Here is a 19183-nt window from a genome sequence, read left to right as displayed (position 1 = left end):
GGCGCGCGAACCTCCCGAGCGGAGCGAGGGCATCAGCTTGGTGAGTGGGCCGCCGCCCGCAGACTGCATAAAGCGGCGGGAGCGAAGCGACCGGAGCGACTGCGGTCTACAGGGCGGCTTTCAGGCGCGCGAGCGTCCCGAGCGGAGCGAGGGCATCAGCTCAGTGGATCGGGTGCGGCCACCACCGTGGGGGAGTCGACCAGCCGGGAGAGCACGATCGTGCTGCGGGTCGACGTGACGAAAGGCTGGGCACGCAGCCGCTCCAGCGCGTCTTCGAGGTGCCCGATGTCGGCCGCCCGCAGGTGCACCAGCGCGTCGGCCTGGCCGGAGACCGTGTACGCCCCGATCACCTCGGGGAGCCGGCGCACCGCGACGGCGATCTGGGCGGGCGTGGTGCGACCGGCGCAGAACAGCTCGACGAACGCCTCGGTGGTCCAACCGACGGCGGCCGGGTCGATGATCGCGGTGAATCCCCGGATGACGCCGGCGGAACGCAGCCGGTCGACGCGCCGCTTCACCGCCGGGGCGGACAGCGACACGCGTTGGCCGATCTCGGCGTACGACGCCCGAGCATCGGCGACCAGGGATGCAATGATTCGCTGGTCTACGTCGTCGATCTGCAACGTTTCGCCTCTCCGACGCAGGATTTGCGGCTGTCAAGGCCACTGTAAGGTACCTAATCTTTTGACCGTGACCCATCACCGCATGCCGCAAAAGCGGACATACCTCATGTGCCCGCCCGAGTTCTACGCGGTCGACTACGCCATCAACCCGTGGATGGACACGTCGACCCCGGTCGACACCGAACTCGCGCTCAAGCAGTGGGAGCGGCTGCGGGAAACCCTCACCGGCCTCGGGCACACCGTGCACGTACTACCCGCCGAACCGGGGCTGCCCGACATGGTGTACGCCGCCAACGGCGCCTTCACCGTCGACGGCGTGGCGTACGGCGCCCGCTTCAAGTACGCCCAGCGGACCGCCGAGGCCGCCTCACACCGGGCGTACCTGGCAGCGCGCGGCTGGACCTGCGTGCAGCCCGTCGAGACCAACGAGGGCGAGGGCGACTTCGCGTACCTGCCGGACGCGTACGGCGGGCTGATCCTCGCCGGCTACGGCTTCCGCACCGAGCCGGCGGCGCACGTGGAGGCGCAGGACGTGCTGGGCCGGCCGGTGGTGTCGCTGCACCTGGTCGACCCGCGCTTCTACCACCTGGACACCGCGCTGGCCGCGCTCGACGACCGCACGGTCGCCTACTACCCGCACGCGTTCTCGGCGGCTTCGCAGCGGGTGCTGCGGCAGCTCTTCCCGGACGCGGTCCGGGCCGACGACGCCGACGCGTACGCGTTCGGGCTGAACCTGGTCAGCGACGGCCGGCACGTGGTGCTGAACAGCGAGGCGACAGGTATGGCGTACAAGGTCGAGGCGGCCGGGTACACGCCGGTGCTGGTCGAGCTGTCGGAGCTGAAGAAGGGCGGCGGCAGCGTCAAGTGCTGCGTCGCCGAACTGCGTTGATTGGCACGCGCTGCGCTAATCGGCCCTCGCTGCGCTCGGGCGGCTCGCGGGGTTAGCCCAGGGTCGCCAGCTCGTTGATCAGCACGTTTGACAGGACCTGGCCGTCGCGGCGCACCTCGCGCAGGTACCACTTCTGCTGCGGGGTGCGCGGCTGGTTGAACTGCCAGCCACCGCGCGGGCTGTCGATCTGCCCCACCCGGCCGAGCATCAGGTTGACCTGCGGCGAGGTGAGCCGGTCGCGGCTGAGCCGGATCGCCTTGTCGAGCACCTGCGCGGCGTCGTACGAGGCCATCGCAGCCGCCGACGGGGTCGCGTCGTGCGCCCGGCGGTACGAGGTGGCGAAGAGCCGGTTGGCCGCGTTGTTGATGTCGGCTGAGTAGTTCATCGCGGTGAAGATGCCGCGCGCCTCGTCGCCGGTATCGGCCAGCATGGTGCCGTCGGTGAAGAAGCCGGGCGCGTAGATGCGAGCCCGGATGCCCTTGGCCCTGTACTGCTTGACGAACTCGGTGGCCGCCTGCCCCGAGTAGAACGCGTAGACCACATCGGGGTTGATGCCGCGGACCTGGTTGAGCGCGGTGTCGAAGAACGACCGGTTGGCGCTCACGGTCGGCTCGGTGAGCACGGTCGAGGTGAGTCGCGCGTCGCCGGTGCCGAACTCCTGCCGGAAGGCGTCGACCGCGTCCTGCCCGTTGTCGTCGTCGGGCGCTACCACGGTGACACGCTCCAACGAGGACATCTCGCGCTTGAGGTAGGCGGCGAGCGCGTCGCTCGGCTCGCTGGCCACGTACGACGTGCACCAGATGTAGAGGACGCTCTGGAGGCTGCGCGGGATGCCGTTGGAGGCGATCAGCGGAACCTTGGCGCTTTCCACCGTGTCGCGGATGCCCGCCATCGTGCCGACGTTGGCGATGCCGGTGAGGGCGAGTGCCCCCTGCTTGAGCAGCGACTCGACGGCGGCCTTGGCGGACCTGGCATCGGCGCCCTCGTCGGCGATCACCAGCTCGACCGGGTGGCCACCCAGCAGGTTCTGGTTCAGCTCCAGGTAGAGCTGGAACCCGTTGGTGATCTCGTCGCCGATGGCCTTCAGCGTGCCGGTCTGCGGTGCGATCAAGCCGATCTTGACGGGTTTGTCGCTGGTCTGCGGCTCATCGGCGGGCTCCTCCGTGGCGCAGGCGGCGGCCAGCCCAGCCGCTCCGACGGCGGCGAGAAGCTTGAGCGCCTGCCGGCGATCTATCTGCGACACGGTGTTCCCTTTCTGTATCTCACGGGGCCGGATCGCGGCTACCCACGTGGCTGTCTACCCGGTTGGCGACCCTGCGTCAATAAATCGTGATCATGTGTGCAGGGAATGTAGTCCGGCGGTCACGACGGGCCACGCAGCCGATTCGGGGTCGATAAGAGCGAAATGTTCCGCTTCTGGAAGCTCGTTGAGCGTCACCGGGGCACCCACCTGCCGCGCCAACGCGGCGTACCGCCGGCTCATCTCGATTGGCACGTTTCGGTCTCGGGCACCGTGGACGATCACAGTGGGTGCATGCCCTGGCAGCCGTCCGGAGGGGTCCGCCTCCGCGTATCGGTCCGGTACGTCAGTCGGGCCACCGCCCAGCAGCGCGGCCACGGCGCCGCCGTCCAGATCCAACCGGTGCGCTTCGGCAAGGTCAGCGACCGGAGCCAGCGCCACCACACCGCGCACCGTTGTGGGTGAGACGGCGGAGTACCACAGGGCGAGGTGCCCGCCGGCCGAGTGCCCCAGCAGGATAGGTGGCCCGTCGAGTGCCATCAGCCCCGGCAGTGCCCCGACGGCCGCAACGATGTCGGCGAACGTGCCCGGCCAGCCGCCACCCGGCTGGCCGGTCCGCCGGTACTCCAACTGCGCCACCGGGTACCCGAGGCGGGCGAGCGCGGCAGCGAGCGGCCCGATGTGCGCGCGGTCCCACTGGGCCCGCCAGAATCCGCCGTGCACGACCACGACCAGCGGAAACGTGCCCTTGGACCCGTTGGTCGGCAGGCGAACGTCGGCGATCTGATCGGGGTGCTGGCCGTACCTTACGGTCCTGTCGGGCGGCGGAACCGCACGCGTGAGCACGGCGCGAGGGTCGGCGGACATGCACCGACGCTATCCCGCGCCGCGCGCGCTACAGATACTGGCCCGTAGGCCCGCCGTCCGGGCCCTGTGCCTGCCCCTGCCGCGTGCCCGGCATGCCGGGCATCACAGCACCGCCGGGCCCCACGGGGAGCGCCGGCCGGCCGCCACGCATCTGCTCCAGCTGCATCCGCGCCGCCATCTGCTGGGCCACCAGTGCGGCCTGGATGCCGTGGAAGAGACCCTCCAGCCAGCCGACGAGCTGAGCCTGCGCCACCCGCAGCTCGCTGTCGCTGGGGGTCGCGCCGTCTTCGAACGGCAGCGAGAGGCGCTCCAGCTCCTCGCGGAGCTCGGGTGCGAGCCCGTCTTCCAGCTCGGTGATCGATCGCTGGTGGATCTCACGGAGCCGGTGCCGGCTCGCCTCGTCGAGCGGCGCGGCGCGGACCTCCTCCAGCAGCTGCTTGATCATGCTGCCGATCCGCATCACCTTGGCCGGCTGCTCGACCAGGCGCGACGGGTCTTCGCCTTCACCGTCCACGTCGGTGTCGACGGTGCCGACCGGCCGACCGTCCGGGCCGACCACCACCACGGTGCTCGGGCGGGCAGCGGCCTCTTCCGGGTTGCGGGGTGCTTCCGTCATACGACCATCTTCGCGCAGTGTCCCCCCGCGCCGCTCGCCGGTGTCAGGGCGACACGAACACCTTCTCCAGGTACGCCGCCACACCGTCGTCGTCATTCGAGAGCGTGACGTCGTCGGCGATCTCCCGCACCGCCGGGTGCGCGTTGGCGACCGCCACGGCCCGGCCCGCCCAGGTCAGCATCGGGACGTCGTTGGGCATGTCGCCAAAGGCCAGCACCTCGGTCGCGGCGACGCCGTGCCGCTCGCAGAACCATGCCAGCCCTGCCGCCTTGGTCACACCCGCGGCGGAGATCTCCGCCAGCCCCGAGTACGACGAGTGGGTGGCCTCCGCCAGGCCGCCGAGCGCCTCCGCCACCACCGCCACGAACGCGTCCGGGTCGCGCTCGCCCGCCCGCACCAGCAGCTTGACCGCCGGCACCTCAGCCAGGTCGTCAGGGGAGCCGAAGGCCCGGATCGTCGGGTCGCCGGCGTCCCACCGGATCGGCCAGGCCGCGTCGTGCCGCAGCCGACGCCCGTCTTCCACCTCGACCGCGAAAACCGCGTCCGGTACCGCCGCGCGCAGCCGGCGTGCCACCTCGATGAGCAGCTCCGGAGCCAGCGGATCGGCGCGCAGCACGCGATCGGTGTCCGGGTCGTACACCACCGCCCCGTTCGCGCAGACCGCCGGTAGCGGCGCGCGCAGCTGGCTGTACACCTGGGACAGCCACCGCACCGGGCGGCCTGTCACCAGCACGACCGGCGTGCCCTCGGCGGTGATCTGGGCCAGCACCTCGGCGGTGCGGGCGCTGACCGAGCGGTCCTGCCGCACCAGCGTCCCGTCGAGATCCGTGGCGACCAGGCGCGGCGGCGTGTCCATCAACGCGACAGTAGTCGATCGAGGTAGACCGCTACACCGTCGTCGTCGTTGCGCAAGGTGACCTCGTCGGCGAGGCGCCGCACCGACGGGTGGGCGTTCGAGACCGCGACCCGCCCCCAGCCCGCCCACTCGAACATCGGGATGTCGTTGGGCATGTCGCCGAAGACCAGTACCTCGGCCCGGTCGACGCCCAGCGCCTCGGCGACCACCGCCAGGCCCGTGGCCTTGTCGACACCCGGTGGGCAGATCTCCACGAACCCGAGCCCCGCCTGCGTGATCGACGCCCGGTCGGGCGAGACGATCTGGCGCGCCGCGGCCAGCAGCGCGTCGACGTCGTGGTCGGCGGTGCGCGCGAACGCCTTGATCACCTCACCCTGGAGACACTCGGCCCGCGCCCGCCGCTCGAACCGGTCCGGGTACCGCCACGTGGGGTCGTAATCGCCCCACAGCGGCGCGTCCGGGATGTCCAGTGCCTCCACCATGACGGTGAGCGGCCCGACCTGCGCCTCCAGGTCGGTGATGATGCCGGCGAGCACCTCGCCCGGCAGCCGCTCGTCGCGCAGCACGAGAGGGCCCGCCGGGTCGCTCTGGTCGACGACCCGCCCGCCGCCGGCCATCACGAGAAAGTCGGCGGCACGGATGTCGTTGCGGGTCAGCTCGGCAAGTCGCGGCCCACGCCCGGTCGCGCCCACGATCGGGATGCCCGCCGCCCGCACCCGATCCAGCACCTCATGGGTGAATTCCGACACCGTGTCGTCACTGCGTACGAGCGTGCCGTCGAGGTCGGTCGCGATGAGTTTCGGCAGTCCCGGGCGCGGCATGGTTCCTCCTCACCCGGCCGGCGCCGGGGACGGCGAATCCGCCCCGGTGACGGCGGGGGAGCAACCGTACCTCGCCGATTGCTACTCATCCATGACTTTTGTGCGACATCCGCGTCACACGGGCTCTAACACGTCCCGCCCGCCCAGGTACGGCTGGAGAGCCTTGGGGACCCGCACCGAACCGTCCGCCTGCTGGTGGTTTTCCAGGATCGGGATCAGCCAGCGGGTGGTCGCCAGCGTGCCGTTGAGCGTCGCGGCGGTCTGCGTGCGGCCCTCCGCGTCCCGGTACCGGATGTTCAGCCGGCGGGCCTGGAAGGTCGTGCAGTTCGATGTGGAGGTGACCTCGCGGTACCGCCCCTGCGACGGCACCCACGCCTCGCAGTCGAACTTGCGCGCCGCGCTCGAACCCAGGTCGCCCGCCGCCGTGTCGATCACCCGGTAGGGCACCTCGACCTTGGCGAGCATCTCCTCTTCCCACGCCAGCAGGCGCAGGTGTTCGGCGTGCGCCTGCTCCGGCCGGCAGAACGAGAACATCTCCACCTTGTTGAACTGGTGCACGCGCATGATGCCCCGCACGTCCTTGCCGTGCGAGCCGGCCTCCCGCCGGAAGCACGACGACGACCCGGCGTACCGGATCGGCTGGCCGAGATCGAGGATCTCGCCCGAGTGGTAGGCCGCCAGCGCCACCTCGCTGGTGCCGACCAGGAAGAGGTCGTCGGCCTCCAGCCGATATACCTCGGTGGCGTGCGCGCCCAGGTAGCCGGTGCCTTCCATCGCCTCCGGCTTGACCAGCACGGGCGGGATGATCGGCGTGAGGTCGTATTCGACCGCCTGCGCGATCGCGAGCTGCAGCAGGGCGTTTTCCAGCAGCGCGCCGGCGCCGCGCAGGAAGTAGAACCGGCTGCCCGACACCTTCGCGCCGCGCTCCATGTCGACCGCGCGCAGCGCCTCGCAGATCTCCAGGTGGTCGCGAGGGCTGGGCAGGTCGGGCTTGTGGCCGACCTCGCGCAGCACCACGTAGTCGTCTTCGCCGCCGGGCGGAGCGCCCTCTTCGACGAGGTTGGACACGGCCATGTGCGCCCGGCGCAGCGCCTGCTCGGCCTCGCTGGCGGCTGCCTCGGCCGCCTTCACATCCGCGGCGAGATCCTTGGTACGCGCCAGCAACGCGGCGCGCTCGTCGCCCTTGGCCTGAGAGACCTGCTTGCCGAGCGACTTCTGCTCGGCACGCGCCGCCTCGAAGCGCTGCACGGCCGCCCGCCGCTCTTCGTCGGCGCGGAGCAGGTCATCGACCCGCGACTCGGACTCGCCTCGGGCTCGCTGGCTCGCACGAACGGAATCCGGATCATCGCGAAGCAGTCGCAGGTCAATCACGACAAACCAGCCTACCGGTCCTGCCCTTCCGCCCGCCGCCCGGGCGCTATGGGGCTAGTCCCGGTCGGGTTGTTCGGAGAGGGGGACGAAGGGCGCGGCGGGGGAGACCGTCAGGTCGATCGGCTGCGGTACCTCCACCGGCGTCTCCTTCGCCGCCGGGCGGCGCCATGGCCAGTCCGACTCGGCCGCCGGCTGACCGGCGGCGTCGGTTGGGCCGGCCGCTCCGCTCGTGGCGGTCGCGGCGACCGGGGCCTGCGCGGGCGTCAGCCGGCCCGCGAGGTAGAGGGCCAACGCCAGCCCGCCGACCCCGAGGAACGCCATCGTCAGCCCGCGGCCGTATGTGAGCTCGTACTGCGGCGCGTCCGGCCCGTTGTAGATGCCCAGCGACGAGATCGCGAGGCTCCGGTCGTTCAGGTCGAAGGCGATCGCCACGACGACGGCGCCCAGCGTGCCCGCCACCGCGAGGCCGATCACCCGGGCCAGGTCACGCGCCGCCGGCTGGGCGAAGAGCACCAGCGCGACGCAACCGACCAACGCGAACACGCCGACCAGGTACGCCGCCGACCAGCCGCCCAGCTCGCCCAGCCCGGCCGAGACAGGCGCCGGCGCCAGCCCCTGCCCGAAGAAGTCCGGCTCGTTGATCGTCGTGACCTGCCACTCGCCGGCCAGCGACGCGAAGATCGCGAGGCCCGCGAGCCCGGCGACCACAGGCACCACCCGTGGGTCGCGGCGCAGCTTGCTCAGCGCGTCGGTGAGCGCCGCGCGGCGGCTGCGCGGCTCCTGCGCTCCGAATTCCACAACCGCCGCGTCATCGTCATTCATGCTCAGACACTTTCCGCTTCGAGCGCGCCCAGCAACACAACCCTGCTCTCGGCATATTGCGGAGCGGCTCCCACCTCGCGGATCAGTCGGTGCTGGTGAACGACTGCGTCACCCTCATCGGTCTCCTCCACCCGCCAGTACTCGGGAATACCACCTCCGGCGTACTTGGGCGGCTTGATTTCGCGATCCTCGAGCCTGGAATCGGGTGAAACCACCTCTACGACCAAAGGGAACTCGCGTGCCGGGTGATAGGCCACGGATCGCGCCGGAGGATCGCGAAACACACCCACGTCGCACGTCAGTAGTTGGCCCGGGCCGATCACCACACCTTGTTCCAAGTAGGCGTGCCGCCCTTGCGTGCGGAGAAGGTGCCAGATGCGACCCTGAGCGTCCGCGTGCCACGGGCGCATCGCTGCTGCTGCCACGATAAGTCTTCCCTCGCTTACCTCGTAGCGGTAGTCGGGAGGAAGCCCTTCCAGCAGTTCCGGTGTCCATTCCTGGGTCACCGGCAGCTCGATCGTCCGCATGGCGTGCACCTCCTGGGCTGCTCCCTACCCAGGATAGGAGTCATTCCCGCTGGGTGCGGACTGACAACAGGGCGCCGCCGAGCGCCAGTACCAGTGGAGCCGCGACCCCGTACCCGATGCCGGACGCACGCGCGGCCCGGACGTCGATCATCGCGATCCCGCTGACCACCGTGTCCACCGACGTGCTGGCGAGGCGTCCGGCGAGTGCGCTCGCGACGGCCATCGCCGCGACGCCGAAGGCGAGTCCGGCGAGTGCCGCCCACCGCGCGACCGCGCCCTTGGCCACGGCCGTCCACCCGACCAAGCCGAGCAGCACGAAGAGCATGACCACGTACCACCAGCCGAGGTCGAGCTGAAACACGGCGAGCCGTCCCTGGTGGTCGAGGTCGGCGCCGCCGGTGGGCACGTCGACCGCGAGCCGGTATGTCGCCCACGGCAACGCCAGAGCGAGCAACGCCAGCACGAATCCCACTCCCGCGACCAGCCCGCCGCCTATCGTGGCCACCTTCCGGCTCATGCGCCGCATCGTCGCATCACGGTGTCCTTTGGGCTAGCGTCGGGTGCATGGCTATCCGCACCGCATCCGCCCTTTGGCAGGGCAATCTCACCGAGGGTTCCGGCACGGTCCGCACTGGTAAGGGCGGATACGAGGGGAACTACTCGTTCAAGTCCCGTTTCGAAGAGGGCGAGGGCACCAACCCGGAGGAGCTGATCGGTGCCGCGCACGCCGGCTGCTTCTCGATGTTCCTATCCAAGGTTCTCGCCGACGCGGGCTACACGCCCGACTCGGTGAGCACGAAGGCCAACGTGCACCTGGAGAAGACCGACGCCGGCCAGTCGGTGACCCGGATCGACCTGGAGACGGTCGCCGAAGTGCCGGGCATCGACGAGGCGGAGTTCCAGAAGAGCGCCGAGAACGCCAAGGCGAACTGCCCGATCTCCCGGCTGCTGGCCCCCGGTACGGAGATCACGCTGACCGCACGCCTCGCCTGATCCCGACACGCTCCTGTGCCCGGCGGCGCTCCTGCCGTCGGGCACAATTGGCGCGTGCCCGTCGAGATGGACCGTGAGCGGTTCGAAGAGCTGGTCAGCGAGGCCCTCGACGAGGTGCCTGAGGAGCTGCTCGGGCTCATGAGCAACGTCGTGATACTGGTCGAGGACGACCCGCCCGCCGGCGACCCCCACCTGCTGGGCCTGTACGAGGGGTACGCGCTGACCAACCGTGGCTGGGACTATGCCGGCGTGCTGCCCGACCGGATCACCATTTACCGCAACCCGACGCTGCGCATCTGCGAGAGCGAGGATGACGTGGTGGATGAGGTGGCGGTGACCGTCGTGCACGAGATCGCCCACCACTTCGGCATCGACGATGCCCGCCTGCATGAGTTGGGCTGGGATTAGAGCCGCTGGTTGCCGGGCGGTCCTACGCTCCAGGCATGCGTAGCGCGCTCTTTTCGGCAGAGAACCTCGAAAAGGAGTCGGCCCAGCCGGGCCTGAAGCTCCAGAACTCCAAGATGTTGAAGATAGAGCTCAACGGCGAGTGCATGGCCCGCACCGGAGCCATGGTCGCGTACCAGGGGCAGGTGCAGTTCCAGGCGTTGGGCTCGGGCGGTATCGGCAAGTTCCTCAAGCAGAAGCTGACCGGCGAGGGCGTGCCGTTGATGAAGATGACGGGGCGGGGCGATGTCTTCCTCGCCGACCTGGCTTCCGACGTGCACCTGATCGACCTGGAGCAGGGCGACGCCCTGTCGATCAACGGGTCGAGCGTGCTGGCGTTCGACTCGACGCTCCAGTACGACATCCAGATGGTGCAGGGCATGGGGATGCTGTCGGCGGCCGGCATGTTCAACTGCGTCTTCAGCGGATACGGGCGGATCGCGGTGACGACCAAGGGCACCCCGGTCGTCCTCAACGTCGACCAGCCCACCTACGTCGACCCGCAGGCGGCGGTCTGCTGGTCGGCCAACCTCCAGACCGGATACCACCGGGCGGAGCAGCTCGGCCTCGGCACGCTGCTCGGCCGGAGCACGGGTGAGGCGTTCACGATGAGCTTCGCCGGTCAGGGCTTCGTGGTCGTGCAGCCGTCGGAGGAGCCGCCGGTGCAGGGCATGGGCCAGCAACAGCAGGGCGGACTGGGCGGGCTGTTCGGCGGCTGACCCGCCGCCCGGCGGCCTGTTACGGGAGGTCGCCGGTGCGGATGCGCGCGAGCCAGTCCGCGGCGTCCGCGTAGTCCACATCGGAGAGACCGGCCGGCGCAGGGACAGGGCGGTCGCTCTCCGACGCCCAGCGGTGCCTCGGGTACGAGCCGAGGAAGCGGACGTCGGCGCAGATCCGCCGGAGCCCTTGCAGCGCCTCGCCGACGCGGCCGTCGGCGACGTGCCCGGTGCAGTCGAGGAAGAAGACGTACCGGCCGAGGCGCTCGCCGGTCGGGCGGGACTCGATGCGGGTGAGGTTGACCCCGCGTACGGCGAGCTCCATCAGCACCGAGAGCAGTGCACCGACCCGGTCGTGCGCGATGTAGACGGCGAACGAGGTCAGGTCGTCGCCGGTCGGTGCAGGCGGTGGCGCGGGCCGGGTCACCAGGACGAACCTGGTCACCGCGTCGGCGTGGTCGGCGATCTTGTCAGCGAGCACCGTCAGCCCGTACCGGCCGGCGGCGATCGGCGCGCAGATGGCCGCGTCGTACTCGCCTTGAGCGGCGGAGATCGCGGCCGCCGAGTTCGACAGCACGTCGACGACCGTCGCGGCCGGCAGGTGCGACTGGAGCCAGCCCCGGCACTGGGCGGATGCCTGTGGGTGGGCGGCAAGGCTGTGGATCTGGCCGAGCGGAACTGCCGTGCGCGCGGTCAGCACGAACTCGACCGGAATCACCACTTCCTGGGTGATCATCAGCGGCGAACCGTCGACCATCTCGTCGAGAGTGATCGCCACCGAACCGCCGATCGAGTTCTCCAGCGGCACCAGCGCCGCGTCGGCCTCGCCCGCCCGGACCGCGTCCAGGGCCTCCGGGACGCTGCGCATGGGGGTGCGGGTGCCGTGCTCGGCCTCGGGCAGCGTGCGCAGCGCCTGCTCGGCGAACGTGGCCTCCGGCCCGAGATAGACGAAGCGCATGCCTTGAAGCCTAGACACAGGGTCGCCTTCGGGTCCCACTAGGAGCCGCGAATGACCCCGACGGCACTCAAGCAGCGTTCAGGTTCGGCTCTCCGTCACATGCGAGGGTGCGGATACCCGCTGGCGCCTCCGTGCGTACCGGGATGCTGCACACGTCGGTGCCGGCGGTGACGACGGTGAGCGAGCCGGGCTTGCCGCGGGTCACCACGATCAGCGGGTCGCTGTTGGGCACGAGCACAACCGCGTACTGCCAGGCACCGGCGCAAAGCGGGTCACCGGTGCGGACCGTCGCGTTGGTGCCCGAGGGCAGCAGGCCAGAGGAGCGCCGCACTGCCGCGATCACCTGCGCGCCGGTGGGCCGGCCACCGCAGCTCACCGCCGTTTCCTCGGAAAATCCCGACCTGCTGGGAGACGGTGTCGGCACAGCCTGGCTGGAACTGGGTGTCGGGGTGGGCGGCGCTTCCGTCTTCGGTGACGGCACCGTGTCGCCCGGCGGGTCCCGCAGTTCTGGCGGCACCCCGCACGCACTGGCCAGGGCAGCGCAGGCGACGATAGCCGCCAATGTGCGCAGGGGGGAAAGCACGCGCCACATCGTAGGCGCATGGCGCGCGAGATCGGGACTCAGACCTCGCAGAAGAACGTCAGGGAGCCAGCCACCGTGCCGCCGTCGAGCAGCGGGGTGGCGATCGCGTCGACGGTGACGACCTCGTCGGTGCCGCCCTCGGCGACGATCCGCAGCAACCCGCGCGCGAGCCGCCCCGACTTCAGTGCCAGCCGCGGCGGGATCTTTTCGATCTCGGCCTCGGTGAGCTCGCTGCGGGCCTGCGTGAAGTCGACGAGGCGCAGCACGCCGTCGATCAGGGAGCGACCGGTGGCGTCGTCGGGAGTGCCGAGGTGGAGCAGTCGGCAGCATTCCTCGGAGACCGCGACGATCGCCATCTCGGCGTCGATGAGGAGGCAGGGCTCGGCGGCGGCGGCGACGGTCGGCGTCCACAAGGCCACGCTGCCGCCGTACTCCGGCTCGATGGTCGCGCGGGCGTGCGGCACGAACGCTTCCGAGAGCGAGAGTTCGACGTGCGCCACCCGCGCCTCCAATACACTCCGCCGGCTCACCGCTACGCTAGCGGGTTTTGGCGCCGATCGCCGACCCCGGCGGTGTCCGGCGGGTCACGCTACCGGCGCGCCCCCTTCTTGTCAGCGGCCGTTCGGCCGTCCTCGTACCACCGGTAGTCGGCCGCCGACCGGTACGGAGCGTTGAGCCAAGTAGCCGGGTGGCGTGCAACCTGAGAGAGCTTTTCCGCCGTGGCGGGAGAGATGCGCTGACCGCCGGCCACGAGCAGGCGGTCAAGCTCGCGGTGGGTCGCGACGAGGCAGTCGCGTGGCAGGCCGTACACGCTGATCACGCCGGACCCGACGAACGTGAGCACGGGGGTGACCGGCACGGTGATGCCCACCGCCGCCGAGAGCGCCTTGCTGGCACGCTTGGCGTCGCGCCGGGCCTCGGAGAAATACTCGGGGCGCTTGCCGTTGATCTGTACGACATCGCCGGCGATCATCACGCGGGCCCGGCCGTGGTCGGCGACCGTCACCGCGAAGAGGCCGCTGGGCCCGATGGCGAGGAACCCGGCGCGCTCGTCGCGCCCGCGCCCGTCGAGCGCGGGCAGTGCTGGCACGTCGGTGCGGGGCCAGTCGACCACGTGCCACGCGGGGCCGAGGTGGTCCAGACGGGTGAGCGCGCGATTGCCCGCGGCCTCGACCCGCCGGGTCTCGCGCTCAGCGAGGCGGCGGCGGGCCCAGTCGAGCGGCGTCGGGCGAACCGCTTCGAGAACCGCCGGCGTGTTGCCCTGGGACGGTGGCTTGTCACTGGCGGGGGGAAGCGCCCGCTGAGAGGGCACGGCACGACGCGCAGGGAAGACAGTCATCGCGGACCTCCGGCAAAAGGTCTCTCGAAGTTATGGTTTCACTACCGTACGTGGTGGGGCGCCAACGCAAGAAGGCGTTGGGGACGAGTGACTGGGGATGAATGCCGCATTCACGACCCGCCTCTTTTGTCAGATGGTGCTACCCGACTGACTTACGCTGCCCATTGTGGCCCATTACGTGGACAGCGAAGTCGGCCGGCTCGGCACCGTCTTGCTGCACAGACCGGGTCCGGAGCTGGCCCGGCTGACCCCTCGCAACAACGATTCGCTGCTCTTCGACGCGATCCCGTGGGTGGGGCGCGCGCAGGAGGAGCACGACGCGTTCGCCGGTGCTCTGCGCGCCCGCGGGGTCGAGGTGCTGTACCTCGACCACCTCCTCGCCGAGACACTGGCGATCGACGAGGCGCGTGCCGAACTGACCGCCCAGGTGCTCGCCGACCCCCGGCTGGGTGACACGCTTCGCCGGCGGGTGACCGACCATCTGGCGTATCTCGACCCCACCGGGCTCGCGGCTGTGCTCACGGCCGGCCTGGCGCACGAGGAGCTGCGGACCGGCGGGGGACTGGTCTACTCGCTGATGGACCGGTACGACTTCGTCATCGACCCGCTGCCCAACCTGCTCTTCACCCGCGACTCGTCGGTGTGGATCCGGGACCGGGCGGCGGTCACCAGCCTCGCGATGCCCGCGCGGCAGCGGGAGACCACCCTCACTCACGCGATCTACAAGCACCATCCCCGGTTCGCCGGCACGGAGCTGGCCTACGAGCCGGCACTGGAGCATGTGGAGGGTGGCGACGTACTGCTGCTGGCGCCGGGCGTGATCGCTGTTGGCGTCGGCGAGCGCACCACGCCGGCCGGGGCGGAGCGGCTGGCCCGGCGGGTCTTCGGCGCCGGGCTCGCACACACCATCCTGGTCGTGCCGATCGCGCAGAAGCGGGCCACCATGCACCTCGACACCATCGTCACGATGGTCGACGTCGACGCGGTGCTGATGTACCCCAACATCGCCGACGCGCTCGTCGCATACACGGTGATCGCGGGTGACGGCGGTGACCCGCGGGTGGACGGGCCGGCGCCGTTCCTGCGCGCGGCCGCCGACGCCATGGACATCGACGCGCTACGAGTGATCGACACCGGTCTCGACCCGGTCACCGCCGAGCGTGAGCAGTGGGACGACGGCAACAACACGCTCGCGATCGAGCCACGGCTGTGCGTCGCGTACGAGCGGAACGTCGAAACCAACGCCCAGCTCGAACGCGCGGGGATCGAGGTGATCCGGATCCCCGGGTCCGAGCTGGGCTCCGGCCGCGGTGGCCCGCGCTGCATGTCTTGCCCGCTGGTCCGTGCCCCGCTCTCGCAGGGCGTCTAGCGCAGGGTGAGCTGGCGTCCCAGCAGCCCCTGCTTGGCGCGGCGGGACGCCGCGTCCAGGGCAGTGGTGTCGCCGAGGGCGTCGCCGTACCGCTTCGCGAAGTCGGCCAGCGGCGCCTCCCACTCGGCGGCCTCGGGACCACCCGGGATGTCCCACACGGGAACCAGCCGGCCATGCGCCCGGAACATGCCGGCGAACTTCGTGCCCTCGCCGAGCAGCAGCTCACCCGCGCCGGCCAGTCGCGATAGCGCGTTGAGCGCGGCGTCCTCGTCGTCTGGCAGCACCCAGCGCACGTGTCCCTTCTCGGGGACCCGGCACCAGTACGCGGCATGGGCGGCGGCCAGCTTGACTGTCGGGTAGATCGAGGCGTTCGCCCGCTCCAGCGACGACTTCACGTTCGGGTCGTCGGCCGCGTCGTCGTCCAGCCAGAATTCGAACGTGTCGTGCATCGTGATCTCGAGCGGCTCGTCGATCAGGATGTCCTGAAGCCGCTGCCCCTCGCCGGGCAGGGCGGGCACCGCGACCGTGCCACCCGGGCTGGTCTGGAGCGCGCAGAGGATCGCCACGGCGAGGTCGCGCGAGACGTCACCGGATTGCACGTGCCGCTGGAGCCCGACGAAGATCCGGCCGTCCGGCTTGGTCATCGCGGGCCACGCCATCGGCAGCACCGTGGCGAGGGTGACCGGACGGTCGCCGTACTGCTCGACCAGCTCCGGCCGCAGGCGCAGCGGCGCGGACGCCGCCGGCACCAACTCGCGCAGCGCGATCCACTCAGGCTCGTCGACCAGGCCTTCGAACGGCCGGGGCACGAAGATGTCGCGCACCTTCTGGCGCTTGGGTGCCGCCTCGGCGGCGGACCGGGTGTTCTTTCGACGCTTGCTCACTCATTCTCCTGGTGCGCTCGCTCCGCGACGCCCGAAGGCGATGCCTTTCCCACGGCGGCAATCTTGGCGGGAGGTACCGGTTCGCGGCGCCGCGGGAAAGGCATCGCCGCCGCCGCGCTCGCTCACGGTGAACCAGCCTAGGCTCTGTGCGGCGGGTCTGTGGTCAATGGCGCGGCTATCCCTGCAAAGGGGCCGAGACTTCCGCCCATACGCTTTGGCCGAGACCGTCGCGTTCGACGCCCCAGCGGTCGGAGAGGGCAGCCACGATGCCCAGCCCGCGCCCGTCGACGGCGTCGACCGGCTCCGTGCGGATGCGAGGCGGCTCGACAGCGCCGCCGTCGGTGACCCGCACCTGCAGCACCGGTGTCTCGTCGCCGCCACCCGGCCGCAGTCGCCAAGCCACCCGGATCACGCCGCCCGGCAGGGGATCGGCGTGCAGCACCGCGTTGCCGACCAGCTCCGCCAGGACGGCGACCGCGTCGGCGAGGAGCGTGGCGGGCAGTGAATCGCGCAGCTCAGTGACCAGGCGCTGCCGGGCCATGCGGGCGCCGCGAGGGTGGTGTGGCACGACTACGCACCAGGCTCGCTCGGCCAGCGCCATCGACACGTGTGCCTCCTGCCGTCACCTATCCGCGGGGGAGTCGCACCTCTGCGACCGTACCGCCTCCGTCGCGCGGACGAAGGGACACCCATCCGTTTTGTCGTTCAACGATCCTTCTAACGAGAAAGAGGCCGAGACCGGTGCCTGGATACCTTCGACGGTCGCCTTGTTCTCCTTGCCAGAACCGGTCGAAGGCGCGTTCCACATGATCCGGCCGTACCCCTATACCCCGATCGGAAACCCGAAACACCACGGTGCGTTCGTCGGCTTCGGCGGTCACCTCGACCGGAGTACCCGGATTTGAATATTTCTCCGCGTTGGTGGCCAGCTCGGTGAGGACGGTCGCCATGCTCGTGCGGTCGCCGAGCGCCTTGGGTAGGTCGTCGGGCAGGTCGACGGCCAGCCGGCGCCGCAGGTCGGCCGGGAGCGTGCTGGCGGCGGAGCGCAGCGCGTCGACGAGGTCGAACGGCACCGGGGCGGCGCCGCCCACCTGTACCCCGTCGTTGGCGGCGGACAGCAGACGATCGACCAGTCGCGCCAACTCCCCGGCGCGCAGGCCGATCACCCGGGCGGCTTCGCGGCGGTCCGCCTCGGGCAGTGATTCCCAGTGGTTGCAGAGCGTGTCCGCGTATCCCTTGATGACCGTGACCGGCGTGCGGAGCTCGTGGCTGGTGACCGCGACGAACAGGTCGCGGTCGTGGTCATGACGGTACTGGTCGGTGGTGTCGCGGAAGGTGACCACCCGGGACTCGAACGTGCCGGGTAGCTCGCCGGATGTGATCTTGAGCCAGCGACCGTCGGGCATCCGCTGGTCGAGCACCTGGCCGGATGGCGGTATCGAGAACGGCAGCTTCTGGTTGATCACCTTCGTCGCGGGCAGGCCAGTGACCTGCTCGGCGGCCGGGTTCCACAGCCGGACCAGGCCGTCCCGGTCGATGATCGCCAAGCCGTCGGCCAGCGCGGCCACTGCCGGCCCGTCGCCGTGCACCGGCAGGCCGGCCAGGTCGCCGTACATGTGCGCTACGCAGGTGGCGAGGTATGACATGAGGGTGTGGTGCTCGGTGCCGGCCTCGCCGTCGGCGTCAGAAAAGTACGCGTGCAGGCCGCCGATCACCATGCCGCGCAACTCGGCGCGCGCGTAGAGCATCCGGCGGAGGCCGCGGCCGGCCATCTGGTCGGCGAGGGCGCGGTCGAGGGCGCGCACCGGCAGGCTGGCCGTACGCGGGCCTGCGACCAGCCGTGCGGTGGCCGGGTCGGACGTGTCGACCGGTCGGCCCAGCGTCCACTCCGCGGCGCCTGTGGCCGCGACGATCCGGCCGCCGGTCGGCCCGTACTCGGCGAACGACATGCCGGCGGCGCCCAGAGCCCGCTCGAAGAGCTTGAGCTGGTGACCCAGGACCGGAAGACCGGAATCTCCCGAGTTGGTCATCTCGATGACGATGGCCTGCCCGGCGATGAGAGCGGCATAGTCGGGACGCTCCGGCATGACCTGAGTCTGCCCTGTCTCGTCGATTTTGTGCAGGGTCCTACCTCCCCATCTGGTCCAGCACGAACCGCGGCCGGTCCGTGATGATCCCGTCCACCCCGTGATGCAGGACGAGGTCCAGATCTTCTTTCGTGTTGACGGTCCAGGCGTAGACCGGGTGTCCGCCTTCCTGTAGCAGTGGTACGAGTTGCGGGCGGGCGCGGATCAGCCCGATCCCCGGCCCGGCGATCCGGGCCCCGAACGGGAGCTTGCGTAGCGGCAGCCCGGGCGGCAGCACCTGCAGCAACAGGGCGGTCGGCAGGTCGGGTATCAGCTCGCGGACGCGCCGGACGGACAGCGGGGAGAACGACATCACCGTGATGCCTACCCGGCCGTCCGGCAGGTCGTGCTCGCGCAGCAGCGCGGCCAGCCGGCGCTCGACGTCCCCGCCGTACCGCGACGGGTGCTTTGTCTCGATCAGCACTTGGATGTCGCGCCCGGCGTCCCGTACCGCCGAGAGCAGCCGGTCGAGCGTCAGCAGCCGAGTGCGGTCGGGGTCGACCGGGTCGTCGGTCTCGGCGCCGTGCCAGGACCCGAAGTCGAGCTGCTCCAGCTCGGCCAGCGTGTGCGCGCTGACCCGGCCGCGCCCGTTGCTGGTGCGGTCGAGGCGCCGGTCGTGCACGCATACCAGGTGGCCGTCGCGGGTCAGCCGGACGTCGCACTCCAGGCCGTCCGCACCCTCGTCCAGCGCGCGCAGGTACGCGGCGAGGGTGTGCTCGGGCAGCGCGGCTGAGGAGCCGCGATGGGCGAATACGAGGGGTGCAGCCACTTAAAGCACTCTTGCCGGCTGCCCGTCTTCGCTCACCAGCTCGCGGCCGGTCGCGGCCCAGTCCTGCATGCCGCCGTCGAGGTTGCTGACGTTGTCCCACCCGTTACCGAGCAGGTATGCGACCACCTGGCCGGAGCGGCCGCCGGAGCGGCACACCACGACCACGTCGCCCTCCGTGGGCACCTCGGCGATGCGCACAGGGATCTCCATCATGGGCATGTGCACAGCGCCGGGCGCGTGGCCTGCCGCCCACTCGTCGGGCTCGCGCACGTCGAGCAGGAAGGCCTGGGCGGGAATCTCGGCCGCGGTCACCGTGGGAATGTGAGGTCCGAACACGGGTCCTAAGCGTAGCTACAGTTTGTTCACCCAG

At 70.6% G+C, this 19183-nt stretch carries 24 protein-coding genes; 5 read left to right on the top strand and 19 right to left on the bottom strand.

Features of this window, described 5'->3' with window-relative positions:
• Positions 1–155: 155 nt before the first annotated feature.
• Positions 156–623: an Lrp/AsnC family transcriptional regulator gene (locus V6V89_RS17410; RefSeq protein ID WP_334620179.1), complete on the bottom strand. Its 468-nt coding sequence runs from the start codon at positions 621–623 to the stop codon at positions 156–158.
• 82 nt (positions 624–705) lie between these two features.
• Here V6V89_RS17410 and ddaH point away from each other — a divergent pair, with 82 nt between their 5' ends.
• The gene (ddaH, locus tag V6V89_RS17405; RefSeq protein WP_442935160.1) at positions 706–1512 is read left to right on the top strand and encodes a dimethylargininase; all 807 of its coding nucleotides are present in this window, start codon (positions 706–708) and stop codon (positions 1510–1512) included.
• A gap of 52 nt (positions 1513–1564) precedes the next feature.
• On the opposite strand, the gene V6V89_RS17400 is transcribed toward ddaH, so the two are convergent.
• From V6V89_RS17400 to V6V89_RS17360, 9 genes are all read right to left on the bottom strand, one after another.
• Positions 1565–2755 carry an ABC transporter substrate-binding protein gene (locus V6V89_RS17400; protein WP_334620177.1) on the bottom strand — a complete coding sequence of 397 codons (1191 nt, stop codon included), beginning with the start codon at positions 2753–2755 and terminating at the stop codon, positions 1565–1567.
• 90 nt (positions 2756–2845) lie between these two features.
• On the bottom strand, positions 2846–3619 hold the full coding sequence (locus tag V6V89_RS17395; protein WP_334620176.1) for an alpha/beta hydrolase family protein: 774 nt from the start codon (positions 3617–3619) through the stop codon (positions 2846–2848).
• A 28-nt stretch (positions 3620–3647) separates the two neighbouring features.
• The gene (locus tag V6V89_RS17390) at positions 3648–4235 is read right to left on the bottom strand and encodes a bacterial proteasome activator family protein (protein ID WP_334620175.1); all 588 of its coding nucleotides are present in this window, start codon (positions 4233–4235) and stop codon (positions 3648–3650) included.
• A gap of 43 nt (positions 4236–4278) precedes the next feature.
• Positions 4279–5091 carry an HAD family hydrolase gene (locus V6V89_RS17385; RefSeq protein WP_334620174.1) on the bottom strand — a complete coding sequence of 271 codons (813 nt, stop codon included), beginning with the start codon at positions 5089–5091 and terminating at the stop codon, positions 4279–4281.
• On the bottom strand, positions 5091–5912 hold the full coding sequence (locus tag V6V89_RS17380) for an HAD family hydrolase (RefSeq protein ID WP_334620173.1): 822 nt from the start codon (positions 5910–5912) through the stop codon (positions 5091–5093). The genes V6V89_RS17385 and V6V89_RS17380 overlap by 1 nt, the downstream gene beginning before the upstream one ends.
• A 114-nt stretch (positions 5913–6026) precedes the next feature.
• Positions 6027–7283 (bottom strand): serine--tRNA ligase, encoded by a 1257-nt coding sequence (gene serS / locus V6V89_RS17375; RefSeq protein WP_334620172.1) that lies wholly within the window; start codon positions 7281–7283, stop codon positions 6027–6029.
• A 54-nt stretch (positions 7284–7337) separates the two neighbouring features.
• The gene (locus tag V6V89_RS17370; protein WP_334620171.1) at positions 7338–8105 is read right to left on the bottom strand and encodes a hypothetical protein; all 768 of its coding nucleotides are present in this window, start codon (positions 8103–8105) and stop codon (positions 7338–7340) included.
• A gap of 2 nt (positions 8106–8107) precedes the next feature.
• A complete protein-coding gene (locus V6V89_RS17365) occupies positions 8108–8632 on the bottom strand; it encodes a Uma2 family endonuclease (protein ID WP_334620170.1) in 525 nt (174 codons plus the stop codon).
• 40 nt (positions 8633–8672) lie between these two features.
• Complete coding sequence (locus V6V89_RS17360; RefSeq protein ID WP_334620169.1) at positions 8673–9149, bottom strand: hypothetical protein; 477 nt, start codon at positions 9147–9149, stop codon at positions 8673–8675.
• Between the two features lie 47 nt (positions 9150–9196).
• On the opposite strand from V6V89_RS17360, the gene V6V89_RS17355 reads away from it, so the two are divergent.
• The 3 genes from V6V89_RS17355 to V6V89_RS17345 all read left to right on the top strand — a co-directional run bounded on the left by V6V89_RS17355 (position 9197) and on the right by V6V89_RS17345 (position 10788).
• Positions 9197–9625: an OsmC family protein gene (locus tag V6V89_RS17355; RefSeq protein WP_334620168.1), complete on the top strand. Its 429-nt coding sequence runs from the start codon at positions 9197–9199 to the stop codon at positions 9623–9625.
• 66 nt (positions 9626–9691) lie between these two features.
• Positions 9692–10033, top strand: a complete 342-nt coding sequence (locus V6V89_RS17350) for a metallopeptidase family protein (protein ID WP_334620230.1) — start codon at positions 9692–9694, stop codon at positions 10031–10033.
• 35 nt (positions 10034–10068) lie between these two features.
• Positions 10069–10788, top strand: a complete 720-nt coding sequence (locus tag V6V89_RS17345; protein WP_334620167.1) for an AIM24 family protein — start codon at positions 10069–10071, stop codon at positions 10786–10788.
• 19 nt (positions 10789–10807) lie between these two features.
• Here V6V89_RS17345 and pheA read toward each other — a convergent pair whose 3' ends face one another.
• The 4 genes from pheA to V6V89_RS17325 all read right to left on the bottom strand — a co-directional run bounded on the left by pheA (position 10808) and on the right by V6V89_RS17325 (position 13665).
• Entirely contained in the window at positions 10808–11743 is a 936-nt protein-coding gene (gene pheA, locus V6V89_RS17340; RefSeq protein ID WP_334620166.1) for a prephenate dehydratase, read from the bottom strand.
• Positions 11744–11810: 67 nt separating this feature from the next.
• The gene (locus tag V6V89_RS17335; RefSeq protein ID WP_334620165.1) at positions 11811–12326 is read right to left on the bottom strand and encodes a hypothetical protein; all 516 of its coding nucleotides are present in this window, start codon (positions 12324–12326) and stop codon (positions 11811–11813) included.
• A 38-nt stretch (positions 12327–12364) separates the two neighbouring features.
• Positions 12365–12826 carry a hypothetical protein gene (locus V6V89_RS17330; RefSeq protein ID WP_334620164.1) on the bottom strand — a complete coding sequence of 154 codons (462 nt, stop codon included), beginning with the start codon at positions 12824–12826 and terminating at the stop codon, positions 12365–12367.
• A gap of 89 nt (positions 12827–12915) precedes the next feature.
• Complete coding sequence (locus V6V89_RS17325) at positions 12916–13665, bottom strand: hypothetical protein (protein ID WP_334620163.1); 750 nt, start codon at positions 13663–13665, stop codon at positions 12916–12918.
• A 163-nt stretch (positions 13666–13828) separates the two neighbouring features.
• Here V6V89_RS17325 and V6V89_RS17320 point away from each other — a divergent pair, with 163 nt between their 5' ends.
• Positions 13829–15034 (top strand): arginine deiminase, encoded by a 1206-nt coding sequence (locus V6V89_RS17320; protein ID WP_442935161.1) that lies wholly within the window; start codon positions 13829–13831, stop codon positions 15032–15034.
• Here the strand turns inward: V6V89_RS17320 and V6V89_RS17315 are convergent.
• The 5 genes from V6V89_RS17315 to V6V89_RS17295 form a co-directional block, all read right to left on the bottom strand.
• Positions 15031–15918: a DUF5926 family protein gene (locus V6V89_RS17315; protein ID WP_334620161.1), complete on the bottom strand. Its 888-nt coding sequence runs from the start codon at positions 15916–15918 to the stop codon at positions 15031–15033. The two genes, V6V89_RS17320 and V6V89_RS17315, sit on opposite strands and share 4 nt — an antisense overlap.
• Before the next feature lie 175 nt (positions 15919–16093).
• Entirely contained in the window at positions 16094–16519 is a 426-nt protein-coding gene (locus V6V89_RS17310; RefSeq protein ID WP_334620229.1) for an ATP-binding protein, read from the bottom strand.
• A gap of 25 nt (positions 16520–16544) precedes the next feature.
• Positions 16545–18005: a sensor histidine kinase gene (locus V6V89_RS17305; protein ID WP_334620160.1), complete on the bottom strand. Its 1461-nt coding sequence runs from the start codon at positions 18003–18005 to the stop codon at positions 16545–16547.
• A gap of 40 nt (positions 18006–18045) precedes the next feature.
• Positions 18046–18813: a glycerophosphodiester phosphodiesterase gene (locus V6V89_RS17300; RefSeq protein WP_334620159.1), complete on the bottom strand. Its 768-nt coding sequence runs from the start codon at positions 18811–18813 to the stop codon at positions 18046–18048.
• Positions 18814–19149 (bottom strand): rhodanese-like domain-containing protein, encoded by a 336-nt coding sequence (locus V6V89_RS17295; protein WP_334620158.1) that lies wholly within the window; start codon positions 19147–19149, stop codon positions 18814–18816.
• Positions 19150–19183 lie beyond the last annotated feature (34 nt).

Origin of the sequence: Micromonospora sp. CPCC 206061, assembly GCF_036906915.1 — a bacterium.
Lineage (GTDB): Bacteria > Actinomycetota > Actinomycetes > Mycobacteriales > Micromonosporaceae > Phytohabitans.
This window is presented reverse-complemented; position numbering and strand designations above follow the sequence as displayed.